This is a genomic window from Domibacillus robiginosus, from assembly GCF_000966195.1.
GTDB classification, from domain to species: domain Bacteria; phylum Bacillota; class Bacilli; order Bacillales; family Domibacillaceae; genus Domibacillus; species Domibacillus robiginosus.
Genome location: NZ_LAHL01000033.1, coordinates 1 through 15,980, shown reverse-complemented (window position 1 = coordinate 15,980; position 15,980 = coordinate 1). Strand labels below are relative to the sequence as shown.

Sequence of the window (15,980 nt, the reverse complement as noted above, 5' to 3'; positions counted from 1 at the left end):
AACCTCCTTGTTTTCTATAATATGAAAGAAAAAAGCAGACGGACCATTCCGTCTGCTCTGTGCTTTTATTTTAAACCAGTATTAGCCTTGACGGCTACTTCTGCATATTTGCGTTCATCTGCTTTAGCCGAAACAATTGATCCAATGTATCCGGCAATAAAGCCGGCTGGCACAGATATGATTGCTGGGTTTGTTAAAGGAAATAGTGCTGTTCCTGTTAGAATAGCCGTTCCTTCAGGACTCCAAATATTCGGGCTTAAGGCAACGAGTACAAGAGCGGTTACAAGACCTGTAACCATAGCACTCAGAGCACCGGTTGTATTGAATCTCTTCCAATAAATCGTGTAAATAATGACTGGCAGGTTTGCGCTTGCGGCAATACAAAAAGCAAGTGAAACAAGAAATGCTACGTTCATCGTCTGAGCACCGAGTGCTAAAATAATAGAAAATACGGAAACGCCTACTGAAGCAAAACGTGCGGCATTCATTTGTTGTTTTTCTGTTACATTCCCTTTTTTAATAATCTGTCCGTAAATATCGTGGGCAAAAGCAGAAGCACCGGACAGTACCAGGCCGGCTACAACAGCTAAAATCGTAGCAAATGCTACCGCGGAAACAAATGACATTAACAGGTCGCCGCCCAGTGCCTGAGCAAGAAGCGGGGCAGCCATATTGCCGGCTGCATTGGCAGCTATAATTTTTTCTGATCCAACAAATGCAGCAGCGCCAAAACCGAGAAAAATAGTTAAAATATAAAAGATTCCAACAATCCAGGTAGCGTAAACAACTGAGCTGCGTGCTGTTTTAGCATCTTTTACCGTGAAAAAGCGCATTAAAATATGCGGCAGGCCAGCTGTCCCGAATACAAGAGCAATCATCATTGACATCGTATCCAGTCCGTTGGTATATTTTACACCCGGGTTAAGATAAGCTTCACCAGCAGGTGTTATAGACTTCATATCGGTAAACATTTTCATGATGTTAAAATCAAACTTTAGTAAAACAAGAAACGAAATAATAATCGTTCCAACCATTAAAAGAACCGCTTTAATAATTTGTACCCAGCTGGTAGCGGCCATTCCGCCCCATAAAACGTATGTGGTCATCATAACCCCAACAAGCAGAACGGCTATCCAGTAATCGATGCCAAGCAAAAGCTGGATTAGTGCACCTGCTCCAACAAGCTGGGCAATCATGTAAAAAAGAACAATAGTCAGAGTAGAAATAGCAGCAGCTCCGCGAATTTTCTGCTGGTTAAACCTGGCTGTGATCATATCAGCGAGTGTGTATTTTCCCAGGTTGCGAAGCGGTTCGGCTACAATATACAAAACAACAAGGTATGCAACGAGGTAGCCGATGCTGTAAAAAAAGCCATCAAATCCGAATAGAGCAATGGCACCGGCAATACCGAGAAACGAAGCGGCGGACAAGTAATCACCTGCAATCGCAATACCATTTTGCCAGCCGGTCAGCCCGCCGCCGGCAGTGTAAAATTCACTGGCTGAATTAGTCCGCTTGGACGCCAAATATGTGACATAAAGTGTTAAGCCGACGATCGCCACGAAGAAAAAAAGACCGAGTATGCTCATGAACGGTCACTTCCTTTTGTCTTGTTATGAAGGTTTAAAATTTGGTCGGCGTCCGCATCGAATCGATTGGCTTTTTTGACGTATATCATACAAAGTGTCCAGGTCATAATAAATTGTGCCAATGCAAGGACCCATACCCACGAGATATCACCAATTGCTGGTTTGTTTAATACGTTTGAAAATGAAGTTAACAGAGGCAGTGAAAAATAAAAAAGTAAGAAAAAAATGGTGACTGGCAGTAAAAACTTGTTTTTCTTGCGGATCAATGATTGAAACTCAGGACTGGCTGCAATCTTTTCATAGTCATAATCAGATTTACGCTTTAAAACACGTTCTACTTTCTGTTCCATAAAAGCCCTCCCCTAGGCCGTTTTCAATTCTGTAATCGCTTACAAAACAGAATTGTATCTTTATTCTAAAAAAATGGCAGTAAATTAGCAACTATAAAAGTAAAAAAAGCAATTCTTTTTTCCAGGAAGAACGGGCTGAACATAAAAAGTTTTTCATTTTCTTTCCATTCTTTTTTCGTGTACAATCAGAAAAAAGAAGTAAATGGAGCGGATTAACATGACAGATTTAAAGCCGGTCGGCAAAGCGGTATCGAATGTTACGGGTCCGAAGCTGCGCATGATTCATGCTGTTTTGCATTCCATGCAGGCAAAGGAATTGTTAGCATTAAAAGCGAAAAGCCGTTTTTCAAAGGAAGAAACAGTTCCTTATTTTGGAGCCATCGCAGCTGAAATAAAAAAAAGAAATGACGTTCCGGATGAGGTACTGCAGCTTGATGTGTTTCTTGCGATAGCCAAGCTGTTGAAGCTGCCGGCCGCGCGCTTAAATGAAAAGGAAAAGGTTATTGCACGCGGTGCAGAAATCGAGCATAAGTGGTTTGAAAAAAGGGCTAAAAAGAATAAAGGCCTGGAAGCGCAATTTGAAGCTTCGTTTCTTTCCAGTAAGCTTGAATTTATGCTTCATTATGAGTATGTTCAGTTGTATGAGCGGTTTTTGAAAAATGAAAAAGCCGAAGAGGGGAAGGACTCTTTGGAAGTCCATATCCGCCGCTATTGGGATGGACTGCCAGACTTTAAAAAGGTGCAGATCTTTGAACATTTACATATACATCGCAGTGCTTCTTTTGAAGAAATAAAGCAGGAGGTCGGTACTGGTTCTCTTTTATTCCAAATGGGCATTCGCTCAGGTTTATCTATGTATGGCGATATTCTTTCCCCTATTCAAAAGGAGGTGCCGCCGGGCTTTCCGAAAGAAATGTGGATCCTTCATCCTGATGCTTTGTTTACAACAGAAGCAGCGCTTAAAACATTGTTTTCAGGAAGCTGGCTGCTGCCTGCGGCGATGCTGATTTTGTATACATCCGATGAAAACGCTCAAATAAATGATGAATTGGTTTTATCAACAGAATGGATCACGAGAGAATCGGCTTATTTGCTGCTGTTCAGACAAATTAATGAATTAAAGCTTGAGCAACAAAAAGAAGAAAAGTATATTCTTCATATTCAGCAGGAGCTTGCCCTGGCCGAGAGTTCAGAAAAAAGAGCAGAAGCTGTTTATCAAAATTTGCGTGAGCGTTTGATTATGCTGCTGAAAACGGATGCAGCCCGTCCTTTTCTCGGAGAAGTAAGTGTCTCTAACACGCGGCTAAGAGAAAAGCTAATACGAGTGACAGAGAGAATGGATGCGAACAGGGAGAAAAAAGGCGTTTTGTCCGCTGCTGGCGCCTGGCTTTCCAATACGTATTGGCAGTCGGAAAAAAATACACTTGAGAAAAAATTACAAGGGTCCTACGAAAAAATGGCAGACGAAGTAATGGAAAAGTATCCATACTACGAAGCTGATTTGATTGCTGAGCTGACGACTGCACGAGCCACAGCAAACGGATGGCAGTTTGAAAGCAATCGTCTCCGAAAAGCCGAAGCAGAAGCTTCCAAATCATTGGCAGATCTAAAAAACGAAGAATTGAAGCTTCGGGAAAAAGCAGCCGAAGCCGCGGCTAACACACCGGGTCTTAAACAACTTGATGCAGGAGAAACATTTCCAAAAAGCCCTATCACTTGATAGGACTTTTTTATTTTGGTACGGTTATAGACGTGACTGAATTAATTAGACCATTATTTTTATTCATTATGCAAAAGAAATGCATAATCCGGAAGGGGAAATGTATGAGAAAAGTATCTTCTGTTTTTTGGTGGACAGCGGCTTTAGTTTTAGCTGCTACTGTATTTGGAGCAGCCGCTCCTGAATCCTTTGGTGCCATGACGGGCAATGTAAAAAGCTTCATAACGTCCGCTTTTGGCTGGTATTATTTAATTACCGTTTCTGTTATAGTCCTGTTTTGCCTCGTTCTTGTGTTTAGTCCAGTAGGCCAGATCCGCTTAGGGAAACCAGGTGAAAAACCAGAATATTCAACTGGAACATGGTTTGCTATGCTGTTTAGCGCTGGAATGGGAATTGGTCTTGTTTTTTGGGGAGCAGCTGAGCCAATCAGCCATTATGCAATCTCAAGTCCTCTTTCAGAACCTGGAACGAACAGTGCACTGCGCGAATCAATGAGATATACTTTTTTTCACTGGGGTCTTCATGCATGGGCGATTTACGCCGTCGTAGCTTTAGCACTTGCTTACTCCCAATTTCGAAAAGGTGAACCAGGCTTGATCAGCCGGACACTGAAACCGGTACTCGGAAAGTATGCAGAAGGATGGATTGGAACCGTTATTGATGTTATTGCTGTTTTTGCCACAGTAGTGGGAGTGGCCACAACGCTTGGCTTCGGAGCAGCACAAATTAACGGTGGTCTTTCGTATTTGTTCGGGGTACCTGTTTCATTTACGGTACAGCTTATCATTATTGTAATTGTAACGGTTTTGTTTATGTTTTCCGCTATGTCGGGACTTGGAAAGGGAATCAAAATTTTAAGTAATGCAAATATGGTGTTAGCCATTTTGCTTCTCGTTTTAATGCTGATTCTTGGCCCGGCAATGTTTATTTTAAATATGTTTACAGATACAATTGGCTCCTATCTGCAAAATATTTTGCGAATGAGCTTTCAAATTGCGCCGCTTAATGAGCAGCACAATGAATGGATCAATGGCTGGACTATCTTTTACTGGGCCTGGTGGATTTCCTGGGCGCCGTTTGTCGGCGTTTTTATTGCCCGTGTTTCACGAGGAAGAACAGTTCGTGAATTTTTAATTGGCGTGCTGTTTATGCCATCTTTGCTCAGCTTTTTCTGGTTTGCTGTCTTTGGTGCTTCCGCTATGAATTTGCAAATGGAAGGGATTGCTGACTTTACGCACTATGCAACTGAGGAAGTGTTGTTCGCTGTGTTTCATGAGCTTCCATGGTCTCAAATAATATCCATTGTTGCTATTTTACTTGTAACAACATTTTTTATTACATCGGCGGACTCTGCAACATTCGTATTGGGTATGCAGACAACGCACGGCTCGTTAACACCGCCGAACAGTGTGAAAATTCTTTGGGGCATCTTTCAATCACTCATCGCGGTCGTGCTTTTGTACAGTGGAGGACTGCAGGCTCTTCAAGATGCAGCCATTTCGGTAGCCTTTCCGTTTTCCATTATCATTATTTTAATGATGGTTGCACTTTATAAGGAATTAGCTGCAGAGCGACAAAAAATGAGGAAAACAGACGGACGTTCTCCGCGTATGTAAATAAAAACAAATCTCTCTTCTACTCAGAAGAGAGATTTGTTTTTACTTGAAGTTTTGTTCGGTCTTTTCTATGATGGGTTAAGCAAGAGCATTTAAGGAGTTTAACAATCATGGCGAAAAAAAGAAGAAGATTGAAAAAACGGGCATATGGCTGTTTGGCCATTCCATTTTTGCTGGCTGCTTTTCTATTAATGGCCGTTTTTTCAATAACAGACAAAGCACCAAAATTTCTGCAGTCCAAGTCGATTCCAGAAGAGTACGTGCCCATTTACAAAGCGGCAGCCGAAGAGTATGGAATTCCGTGGGAGCTTCTTGCTGCTCACCATCGTGTAGAAACGAAATTTTCGACGATGGATCCGATGGTTTCTCCAGTAGGCGCAGAAGGTCCTATGCAGTTTATGCCATGTACATTTGTAGGGTGGGAGCATCCGACCTGCAGTGGTCTTGGAAAAGGCAATATTCCAGAAGAGGAAAAAACAGACCCGGCTGTTATTGCGAAATACGGTGGTTATGGTGTAGACGCGAATGGAGATGGAAGAGCAGATCCTTTCAACGTAGAAGATGCGATCTACAGTGCGGCCCATTATTTAAGTGAAAATGGCGCTGCGGACGGTGACATGAAACGAGCGATCTTCGCTTATAATCAAAGTGATCAGTATGTATCTGACATTTTATACTATGTAGGTGAATACACAAAAAGAGAAGAGTAAAAGCTGCCGGAGGACCGGCGGCTTTTTACTTTTCTCTTTTTTATTACTACAATAGCTAATGCTTTGTAAAAGCCCTGTGCCTCAGAGCCTGAGGGAGCATTGTAGTGACCATTCCTTCATTCACCTATACATTAGTATCATTCCAGGTAAGGACCAAATTTTCGCCTCTATAGAGCTCTCTGTACGTCAGGAGAAGGGGTGAGATAGTTGTCGCTTGCAGCATCTTCAAATTATGGGATGGTCAGCGGCTGGAAGGATGACAGAGAAGCGTGTGCCATTACCTGGTTCACTATCAATGGTTATCCTGCCGCCCATCGATTTTACGACGCTATATACAACCATTGTTCCAAGTCCAGTACCGATATCTTTCGTTGTAAAAAAGGGGCTTCCCAGACGTTCAAGCTGCTCCTTATTCATACCGATCCCTGTATCTTCTATCGTAACCATCGCATCATTACCAAACCGATCCAGTCTTATTTTTAGTTTTCCGCCTTGAGGCATTGCTTCAATTCCGTTTTTTAAGATATTGATCAAGAACTGATGAACCTTTTCTTTTTCACCAGCAATATAAATATTTTCTTCCAAGTGTATTTCTATTTCTACATTATTCATAGAAGCATAAGGTTCAATAAAGTTTTTAAGGCTTATCAACTGTTTGCGAAGGTCTAGAATCTCTATATTTTCTAATGAAGGTTTAGCAAAAGTAAGATAATCCGTGATCGTAGCTTCGGCTTTTTCCAATCCCTCCAAGGCTGTATTAATATAGAAATTCTTGTCTTTGTCTGAAAGATCAGGTTCACGCAGCATTTGAAGAAATCCTTTCGTAACAGTTAAAGGATTACGTACTTCATGTGAAATGCTGGCAGCAATCGTGCTGACAGTTTTTAGCTTTTCAAGTTTTGCTATCTCATTAGAAAGGATTTTGTTTCTCTTTGCTTTTTCATTAACGAGTACGAAAAATAAGACGCCTATCGTTTGAAGTATAACTACAATCACAATGAATATAAGGTAATCTAAAGTAAAAACAGCCGGTGATAAGAGCGGGACCGCTACTGACGTAATGAATGCACTGACTACAGAAGTACCCGCAGCAATTATTAGCTTTCCTTTTAGATGTGTCATCTTTCTAAAAAAAGGAATAACAAGAAACAATAAAATAAATATGGAAGAGTACAGAAGGAAAGCTATATGAAAATTAGGCAATTCTAAATAGAAGCGGCAGCCCAGCAAAATCCCTGTTAAAATGAAAGCAACTTTACGACCACCATATAATGCTCCTACAATCAAAGGAACCTGTCGAAAATCTATAAGATTTCCTTTGAAGACGGTAATAGGAAAGTTCATACACAGAATAGTAAAAACGCCGCAAACAAGTATAATGACAAGTGTGCTTGTAAACTTGCTGGTTTCTTTTTCAAGGAATTTAAAATAAATAGAGAAACAAAAATAAACTAAAAAAACATTTAGCAAGTAGGTATCAGAATTTTCGAAAAGAATGTTCAACGTAATAACCTCAGTTTTTCAATAGTTCCTGTAATAAGCCTTTTTAAAAGGACTAATACTACAATAATAAAAACGGGTGAAAAATACTATATAATAACAAAAATAATACACAGGTAAAGCATATTTTTTATATTGTTTTTCATTACTTCCAAATTGTCATGGTGCCGTCCGGGTTTTCCTTCTTTATTTTTCTTTTGTCGAAATTTGATGAACAGTTTTTATAGGATTTTATTGCTTTCTCTTGCAATATATAGAGAGAAAGGAACTGGTAAAATGATTGAAGAACGAGCAAAATCGCAAAAATACCTCCAACAGATAGAAGAATTCAGGGAATTGAATAATATATTTCCTCAAATTGCGGCCGTGTCTACCCTGCTTAGCGAAAGGAACATTATAACAGAAGAAGAGTTTTATGAGGAAATAATCAAGTTTATAAAAGAAAAAAGAGAAACATTTGCATCCAGATAACGGATGCTATTTTTTTATATTCATATACATAAAACGGTTAACGTCAGGATGAATTGCCAAATGACTGTGTATTGTATGAAGCCGTGAGTATAGAACCGGATACTGACCCAGATGCTCTGGTAGAGAAAGTGTTTGGTTTGGATACAAAAGACGATCAACGGAATTGACTACGATGCAGCACTGCTCAAAATCGATCAGCTGCTCGAAAAAAATAGACTGTCAGAAAGCCGAAAGCCGCCGCAAAAGTAAAGGGCTTTAATGAATGGAAAGGCACAGAGGACAGCGGGGTTCATAGAAGCGTGTTCATGCTTCTTGAATCTGTAGAAGAAGCATGTTCATCAAACATGGGATACAAGCCCGAGAATAAATCGTTTAACACATAACAAAAAAGCTGGGTATGAACCAGGCTTAAAAGTATAAACAATTTTGTTCTTTTTGCTTTCGTATCATTTGCTTTTTATTTCACTTCTTACTTTCTTCAGGCTTTTCCCGAATGTAAGAGCGCCTATTAAACCACCCATACCTATACTGATCCATATCATCTTTTCAGCAGCTGACTCACTGTTGAGGATACTTGTAATCATTCCTAAAAGCACTAAAACAGCTAAAGTGACTTTAAAAAACATGTTTTCCTCATTTCCTCTTGGATAATAAAGATATAGCGTATCGTGTACAGCATAGCCGTTGAATAAATACGTTAAACATAAGGATATAAAAATCAGCAAGAAACATAAAAAGCAACAAGCATCATGACAGGAAAACTTAGTTATATTTGCGGTTCATTCTCGATATTTTCGCCATCATTTTTAACATAAAATGTTACTGAATATTGGTAGAATTTATCCAAATATATCTATATAGTCAATTCTATAAGGAGATGAAGATATGATTGGTATGAATATTCGTGCTTTGCGTAAAAAGTACAAACTGAGCCAGGAAATATTGGCTGAAAGAGTAAACGTGTCTCGTCAGACGGTAGCGAAATGGGAAAACGGAGAGGCGTTGCCTGATATAAATAAATGTAAAGTTTTGGCTGATATCTTTCACGTAACGTTGGATCAATTATCCGGAAATATGAGTATGGAAGATGTACAAGGGCTTGGGCCCAGAGGCAAGCAGTTTTTTGGTGTTGTAAAGGTAGGGGAAAGGGGACAGATTGTCATCCCAAAACAGGCACGAGAAATGTATCAGATTCATGCAGGTGAAAAACTTGTTGTGCTGGGGGAGGATGCTACGAAAGGGCTTGCTGTCTTAAAAAGTGAAAGTTTTTTAGAATTTGCAGATATGATACGTAAAGCCGAATTGGCTGAAGAGGAACCAGAATGAGTACATTTGTATTTTTTTCGATCCCCGCGTATGGTCATACCAATCCAACACTCCCCGTGATATCCGAGTTAGTAAACAGAGGCCATGAAGTCTGGTACTATTCATTTTTAGAATTTCAGGAGAAGATAGAAAAAGCTGGTGCCAAATTTGTTTCCTGTGATGAGTTCTTACCCCTGATATCAGATAAAGAATTGAATCGCAAGGTTGGAAAAGACTTTGCATCATTGATTGAAATGGTTGCGGAAACGACAATTGCTTTGGATGAAAAGGTATGTACAGAATTAAGAGAATTTCAGCCGGATTGTATTGTATCAGATTCCTTATGCTTTTGGGGGAAATTATTTGCCAGAAAATTAGAAACCCCTTATATCTGTTCGACAACAACCTTTGCCTTTAATCAGCATACGGCAAGGCTGATGAAACCGAGTGTGAAAGAATTTTTTCGAATAATCATTGGTATGCCACGAATCAATAAAAAAATTCAGCTGCTAAGAGATTATGGATATCAAGTAGAGAGCTTTGTGTCGATTATTCAAAATGATAATGAAACGAATACCATTGTGTATACAACAAAAGAATTTCAGCCTTTAGCAGAAACTTTTTCTGACAGATATGCTTTTATTGGCCCTTCCATCCGGCACTCTCCTAAAAGGCCGATTGATAAAAAAAACAAAAAAGTCATCTACATTTCACTCGGAACGGTACTCAATCAGAATAAGCACTTTTACCAAAATTGCATCCGGGCATTTGCAGACAGTCCATACAAAGTTGTAATGTCAATTGGTGAAAAAACAAAGGCAGCTTCTCTTGGCTGTATACCAGACAATTTTACGGTAAAAAGCTATGTGGATCAGGTTTCCATTTTACGGGAGGCGGATGTATTTATTACACATTGTGGAATGAATAGTGTGAATGAAAGCTTATATTGTGGAGTTCCGATGGTTTTATATCCGCTGCACAGCGAGGAAAGGGTTGTAGCTGACCGAGTAGTCGAGCTTAAAGCAGGAATCAAACTACAAAGAAATAAGCCGAAAAATCTTCAAAAAGCAGTGGTTGAATTACTGGCAGATCCCATTTATCTTGAAAATGCACAGAAACTTTCAGAGAACTTTCGAAATGCGGGAGGAGCCGCAGAAGCGGCTGATGCGATTTTGGAGAAAGTGAAGGGTAAATCCTCATGATCTAACAGGCGCTTTAATGGAAGAGAGGGACTGTCTATCAGCAGTCCTTTTTCCGTTTTTAAGTGCCAAAACTTAAAAGCATCGATCCCATTTTGCGGTGTAGTAATGACAGAATATAGGATAGTGTCATAATAAAATTAGGTAAGAAGTGTACTCGGTAAAAAGTCCCAGCTATGTAATTAAACCGGGACCTAATAATATGATTATTTATTCTGCTCTGCAGGATGGTTTTCAGGGGCGAGTTCATCATCTTGGGCTTCGTTATCAATACCGTTATGCTGATCTTTTCCGTTATTTCATTCATTAGCATCTTGGTTATTTTCGCTGTTTTCATCGTTTGGATCTATCTCTATCTGGTCATCCTCGTTAGTACCCGTATCGTTATTCTGATCCATTTCCTCATTTATATCACTATGGTTATTTTCTTGTTTTTCTTCCTGTCCAACGTTACCACTATTGTCCTGGCCGCTCCCATTTCCACAGCCAGCTAACCCGATTGTTAATATAGCAGCAATTCCGCTAAGAAATAAATGCTTTTTCAAAATAGTGCTCATGATACATTCTCCTTTACATGCATAGCGTGACGAGTGATTTTATAAAATAAAAGCTCAAACCACAGCTATTGTCGAAGCTCCATAGTTAGTAACCACTCCTGGATTTTTTGGTCGGGCTGCACGTTTATTCGCTTATATTAATCATTAGTAAAGATTTTAAAAACGGCAGCATTTTTGGGTCGGCTGACTGCTGTCAGAAACCTTGATTGTTCATTGTTTCCAGAAGAGGCAGTGCCATGTTTTGTCCCGCCTTCCCACTCATTATGCTCTGTGCAGCTGGGGCTAAACTTAATAAGGGTTGTAAGAAGAGTTAAAAAAAACCTGCTACAGCTAATGGTAAGACGGATTTAAACATACTACTTCGATTAGTTACAGATATCCTCTCCTCAGGTTTCATTAAAAAAGCATTTTTAGTATGTGAATAAAAATTCTCATTATTCGCGGTATTATTTTTTGCATAAGCTGGATATTTGAAAAAACATAAATGGAAGGAAAAGAAAAAAGAGCCCGCTTGAGGGCTCTTTTGTTTTGAGCGTTTGTCCTAAAATGAAAGCTTTTCCTTCGTCTCCCTCTAATTAGCTGGAAGAGAATAAGGAAGACCAGCTAATTAGGTAACAAGCAAATACTCATAAAATGCTGATATATTAACGTTTTAGAAATATGAAAGTTATTTTGAATCCCCATTTTCTTTTTTGTTATAGTAGTCAACGGCAAACTGCGCGCCTTCTCCTACCATTTTATTATCAGGAATATCATCAGGATGCGGATTGCCTGCTTTTTGGACAGGAAAAGAACCACCCGGTGACTGGGACTCACCATTTAATTTTTGTTTCGCCTGAGAAACCCAGCTGTCGAATTTTGAGCGATTCTCTTCTTTAGAAAGCCACCATGCTGCTGCACCTGCACCTGCTAAGAAGTAGCCCAATCCACCGTTTTTTTGCGCTTTTCTACTAGATCTATACATAAAAAATCCTCCTTCTTGCATCCACTTTACTTGTAACTAGTTTACCCTAAGCAGGGCGGTTTCAAACTTAAACAGATTAAAAGGAGCTAGTTTAAAAAAAGCAGAACCGGGTACGTAGGATATGTTAAAGCGATTAGTCAATTGGGAGAGGAAGTGACAACATGAAACATCGTTTTCATTCTTCTCAGTGGGTATGGCAGGATCTTGACTTGGAAAATGAGAAGCAGGCGGAAGAGTTCGTTCGGAAACATCATACTTGCAAGCGATGGATTGAAGCGATAAAAGGGAATGATACGAATTCTATTGGAATGTATACCGGTACTCCGGGTGGAGAAGCTATGTGGGGATCACTTGTTTATGTACAAAATGCGAACCACAAAAACAACAAAGAAATTTTCCATTTTTATTTAACAAAAAAAGAAATGATTACAGCGGATTTGAATTTATCCAGACTTGATTATGTAAATGAAGAAACGATGAAAGAAAAAATGCAGCATGCAGAAACCTCTATTGAAGGCTTTCTCATATTAATCGGGGAAATTTTGACGCACTTTCTCTTAGAAATTGACAAATTTGAAATAAAGCTTCGAGATTTGCTCTGGGAAATGAAAGAGAAAAACAACGTAAAAACCCTGAATCGAACGGCTGAAACAGATCATCAGCTTTTGGTGTGGAAAAACCTGGTGATCCCGATGAATGAGATCCGGATGGTAGTAGAAGAGGTTTTTGGCGATGAGGCGATGGAGGGCGTTCGATTCAAGCAAACAAAAAGGCGTATTAACCGTGCTCGGTCACTTATACGTGATTACGAAGAAGAAATAGAGGCGTTAATTTCACTAGAGGATGTTGTATCAAATCATCGAGGAAACGAAATCATGAAGACTCTCACCGTAATCACTACTTTATTTACTCCTGTAACGGCACTTGGTGCCATTTGGGGAATGAACTTTACACATATGCCGGAGCTTGAATGGAAATTTGGTTATTTGTTTGCAGGGTCATTAATTGTTCTCAGCACATTGGCTTTATATGTTTTTTTGAAAAAACGCGGCTGGATGGGGGACCTTTTAAAAGTACGCGGTAAAAAATCATTTTTTGACTGATTTGTTTTTCTTATCGACTGCGATAAATTTCTTGTTATTTACTTATGTTGATGAATGTACTAAGATAAAAGAGGTGGAAGATTAGAAAAACAAAAAAATATTTTCCAATCGTTTTTAGTACATATTTAACTATTTAAGAGGGGGAACGAAAATGGCGACTACTGATCTTTTTAACGCCCGTGCAAGCTTTGACTTAAACGGTAAGCGCTATAATTACTATCGTTTAGCAGCACTTGAGGAAGCAGGTACTGCAAATGTATCACGCCTTCCATATTCTATTAAAGTATTACTTGAATCTGTTCTTCGTCAATTTGACGGTTATGTAATTAAAAAAGAGCATGTTGAAAACCTGGCAAAATGGGGTGCTGATGCCGATGCAGATGCAGAAGTTCCATTTAAGCCTTCCCGTGTTATCCTGCAGGACTTTACAGGTGTACCGGTTGTTGTTGACCTTGCGTCCCTTCGTAAAGCAATGGCTGACATCGGCGGCGATCCACAGGTGATTAATCCTGAGATTCCAGTTGACCTTGTTATCGACCACTCCGTTCAAGTAGATGCTTACGGCACACAAGAAGCACTTGAGCGCAATATGGAGCTTGAATTTGATCGTAACGCAGAGCGTTATGAGTTTTTAAGCTGGGCTCAAAAAGCATTTGATAACTACCGTGCGGTTCCGCCGGCAACTGGTATTGTCCACCAGGTAAACCTTGAGTACCTCGCAAGCGTTGTTCATGCGGTAGAAGGAGAAAACGGTGAATTTGAAACATACCCTGATTCATTGGTTGGAACAGACTCGCATACAACGATGATCAACGGTATCGGTGTACTTGGCTGGGGCGTTGGAGGAATTGAAGCAGAAGCAGGCATGCTTGGCCAGCCATCTTACTTCCCAATTCCTGAAGTTGTGGGTGTGAAACTAACAGGTGAACTTCCAGACGGCGCTACAGCGACAGACCTTGCACTAAAAGTAACACAAGTGCTTCGTCAAACAGGCGTAGTTGGTAAGTTCGTTGAGTTCTTCGGTGCAGGTGTATCAACACTTCCGCTTGCAGATCGTGCAACGATTGCAAACATGGCGCCAGAATACGGTGCAACATGCGGATTCTTCCCGGTTGATTCAGAAGCGCTTGATTACATGCGTTTAACTGGACGTGATGAAGCGCACATTCAAGTCGTTGAGCAGTATTTGAAAGAAAACGGCATGTTCTTTACGCCAGACAGCGAAGATCCTGTTTACACACAAGTAGTGGAACTAGACCTGGCTGAGATCGAGCCGAACTTGTCTGGACCAAAACGTCCGCAGGATTTAATTCCGCTTTCTCAAATGCAAAAATCATTCCAGGAAGCTGTAAGCGCGCCGCAGGGCAACCATGGTTTTGGCTTAACAAAAGAAGAGCTTGACCGTACAGCAACTGTTACATTTGCAGATGGCACAACAGCAGAAATGAAAACAGGTGCGATCGGTATTGCAGCGATCACGTCTTGTACAAATACATCAAACCCATATGTTCTTCTTGCAGCAGGTCTTGTTGCGAAAAAAGCAGTGGAGCTTGGCCTTGAAGTGCCAAAGTATGTGAAAACGTCATTGGCACCAGGTTCAAAAGTAGTAACAGGCTACCTGCGTGATTCCGGCCTTCTTCCATACATGGAGAAAATCGGCTTTAACGTTGTTGGCTATGGCTGCACAACATGTATCGGAAACTCTGGTCCAATGAAAGAAGAAATTGAAAAAGCGATTATCGATTCTGATCTTCTTGTTACGTCTGTTCTTTCAGGAAACCGTAACTTTGAAGGACGTATTCACCCGCTTGTAAAAGGAAACTACCTTGCGTCTCCGCCGCTTGTTGTGGCTTATGCGCTTGCCGGTAACGTAAACATCGATCTACAAAAAGATCCGATTGGCAAAGGCAAAGACGGGCAAGATGTGTTCTTTAAAGACATTTGGCCGGGTACAGCAGAAGTAAAAGAAGCGGTACAACGCACTGTAACACCTGAATTGTTCCGCAAAGAATACGATCAAGTATTTAACAGCAATGCAAAATGGAATCAAATTCAAACGAATGCTGATGCTCTTTACAGCTGGGATACTGAATCCACATACATTGCGAATCCAACATTCTTTGAAAATCTTTCACCAAATCCAGAGCCAATTCAGGCACTTTCTGGCCTTCGTGTGATGGGTAAATTCGGTGACTCGGTTACAACGGATCACATTTCTCCAGCGGGTGCGATCGGTAAAGATACACCAGCAGGTAAATACTTGCGTGAAAAAGGCGTAGAGCCTCGCAACTTCAACTCTTACGGTTCACGCCGTGGAAACCACGAAGTTATGATGCGCGGTACATTTGCAAACATCCGTATTCGTAACCAGATCGCACCAGGCACTGAAGGCGGTTATACAACATTCTGGCCGACTGGTGAAGTAATGCCGATTTATGATGCATGCATGAAGTATCAGGAGCAGGGAACAGGGCTTGTCGTATTGGCAGGTAAAGATTACGGCATGGGCTCTTCGCGTGACTGGGCAGCAAAAGGGACGAACCTTCTTGGTGTAAAAACAGTTATCGCAGAAAGCTATGAGCGTATTCACCGTTCTAACCTAGTAATGATGGGTGTGCTTCCACTTCAATTTAAAAAAGGTGAGAGCGCAGAGACACTTGGATTAACAGGAGAAGAAACATTTGAAGTAGCAATTACAGACAGTGTAAAACCACGTGAAATTGTTACAGTCACAGCGACAAATAATGAAGGTAAGAAAACAGAATTTGAAGCGCTTGTTCGTTTTGATTCTGAAGTTGACGTTGATTACTACCGTCACGGTGGTATTTTGCAAATGGTCCTTCGCGGCAAGCTGCAAAGTGTTAACGCAGAAAAATAATAAAAAAAACGGCTTTTC

General features: G+C 40.5%; 14 protein-coding genes. 8 read left to right on the top strand and 6 right to left on the bottom strand.

The window, feature by feature from the left end:
• Positions 1-65: 65 nt before the first annotated feature.
• Together VP97_RS15225 and VP97_RS15220 are read right to left on the bottom strand one after the other, a co-directional pair.
• A complete protein-coding gene (locus VP97_RS15225; RefSeq protein WP_050182768.1) occupies positions 66-1,589 on the bottom strand; it encodes a solute symporter family protein in 1,524 nt (507 codons plus the stop codon).
• Entirely contained in the window at positions 1,586-1,939 is a 354-nt protein-coding gene (locus VP97_RS15220) for a DUF485 domain-containing protein (RefSeq protein WP_050182767.1), read from the bottom strand. Before VP97_RS15220 ends, VP97_RS15225 begins: the two co-directional genes overlap by 4 nt.
• 217 nt (positions 1,940-2,156) lie before the next feature.
• Between VP97_RS15220 and VP97_RS15215 the strand changes: the two genes are divergently transcribed.
• From VP97_RS15215 to VP97_RS15205, 3 genes are all read left to right on the top strand, one after another.
• Positions 2,157-3,659, top strand: a complete 1,503-nt coding sequence (locus VP97_RS15215) for a hypothetical protein (RefSeq protein ID WP_050182766.1) — start codon at positions 2,157-2,159, stop codon at positions 3,657-3,659.
• Positions 3,660-3,763: 104 nt separating this feature from the next.
• A complete protein-coding gene (locus VP97_RS15210) occupies positions 3,764-5,275 on the top strand; it encodes a glycine betaine uptake BCCT transporter (RefSeq protein ID WP_050182765.1) in 1,512 nt (503 codons plus the stop codon).
• 110 nt (positions 5,276-5,385) lie between these two features.
• Positions 5,386-5,985: a lytic transglycosylase domain-containing protein gene (locus VP97_RS15205; RefSeq protein WP_050182764.1), complete on the top strand. Its 600-nt coding sequence runs from the start codon at positions 5,386-5,388 to the stop codon at positions 5,983-5,985.
• Between the two features lie 225 nt (positions 5,986-6,210).
• Here the strand turns inward: VP97_RS15205 and VP97_RS15200 are convergent, their stop codons facing one another.
• Positions 6,211-7,488 carry an ATP-binding protein gene (locus tag VP97_RS15200; protein WP_050182763.1) on the bottom strand — a complete coding sequence of 426 codons (1,278 nt, stop codon included), beginning with the start codon at positions 7,486-7,488 and terminating at the stop codon, positions 6,211-6,213.
• Positions 7,489-7,761: 273 nt separating this feature from the next.
• Between VP97_RS15200 and VP97_RS15195 the strand changes: the two genes are divergently transcribed.
• Positions 7,762-7,956, top strand: coding sequence for a hypothetical protein (locus VP97_RS15195; protein WP_050182762.1), 195 nt, complete (start codon positions 7,762-7,764; stop codon positions 7,954-7,956).
• Between the two features lie 446 nt (positions 7,957-8,402).
• Here the strand turns inward: VP97_RS15195 and VP97_RS15190 are convergent, their stop codons facing one another.
• On the bottom strand, positions 8,403-8,582 hold the full coding sequence (locus tag VP97_RS15190) for a hypothetical protein (protein WP_050182761.1): 180 nt from the start codon (positions 8,580-8,582) through the stop codon (positions 8,403-8,405).
• Positions 8,583-8,841: 259 nt separating this feature from the next.
• Here VP97_RS15190 and VP97_RS15185 point away from each other — a divergent pair, with 259 nt between their 5' ends.
• Entirely contained in the window at positions 8,842-9,282 is a 441-nt protein-coding gene (locus VP97_RS15185; protein ID WP_050182760.1) for a helix-turn-helix transcriptional regulator, read from the top strand.
• On the top strand, positions 9,279-10,463 hold the full coding sequence (locus tag VP97_RS15180; protein WP_050182759.1) for a macrolide family glycosyltransferase: 1,185 nt from the start codon (positions 9,279-9,281) through the stop codon (positions 10,461-10,463). The genes VP97_RS15185 and VP97_RS15180 overlap by 4 nt, the downstream gene beginning before the upstream one ends.
• Positions 10,464-10,759: 296 nt before the next feature.
• Here the strand turns inward: VP97_RS15180 and VP97_RS15175 are convergent, their stop codons facing one another.
• Together VP97_RS15175 and VP97_RS15170 are read right to left on the bottom strand one after the other, a co-directional pair.
• A complete protein-coding gene (locus tag VP97_RS15175) occupies positions 10,760-11,017 on the bottom strand; it encodes a hypothetical protein (RefSeq protein ID WP_050182758.1) in 258 nt (85 codons plus the stop codon).
• Between the two features lie 667 nt (positions 11,018-11,684).
• Complete coding sequence (locus VP97_RS15170) at positions 11,685-11,981, bottom strand: hypothetical protein (protein WP_050182757.1); 297 nt, start codon at positions 11,979-11,981, stop codon at positions 11,685-11,687.
• A gap of 161 nt (positions 11,982-12,142) precedes the next feature.
• Here VP97_RS15170 and VP97_RS15165 point away from each other — a divergent pair, with 161 nt between their 5' ends.
• Positions 12,143-13,084 carry a magnesium transporter CorA family protein gene (locus VP97_RS15165; RefSeq protein WP_050182756.1) on the top strand — a complete coding sequence of 314 codons (942 nt, stop codon included), beginning with the start codon at positions 12,143-12,145 and terminating at the stop codon, positions 13,082-13,084.
• Between the two features lie 151 nt (positions 13,085-13,235).
• Positions 13,236-15,962, top strand: a complete 2,727-nt coding sequence (gene acnA, locus VP97_RS15160) for an aconitate hydratase AcnA (RefSeq protein ID WP_050182755.1) — start codon at positions 13,236-13,238, stop codon at positions 15,960-15,962.
• Positions 15,963-15,980: the final 18 nt, after the last annotated feature.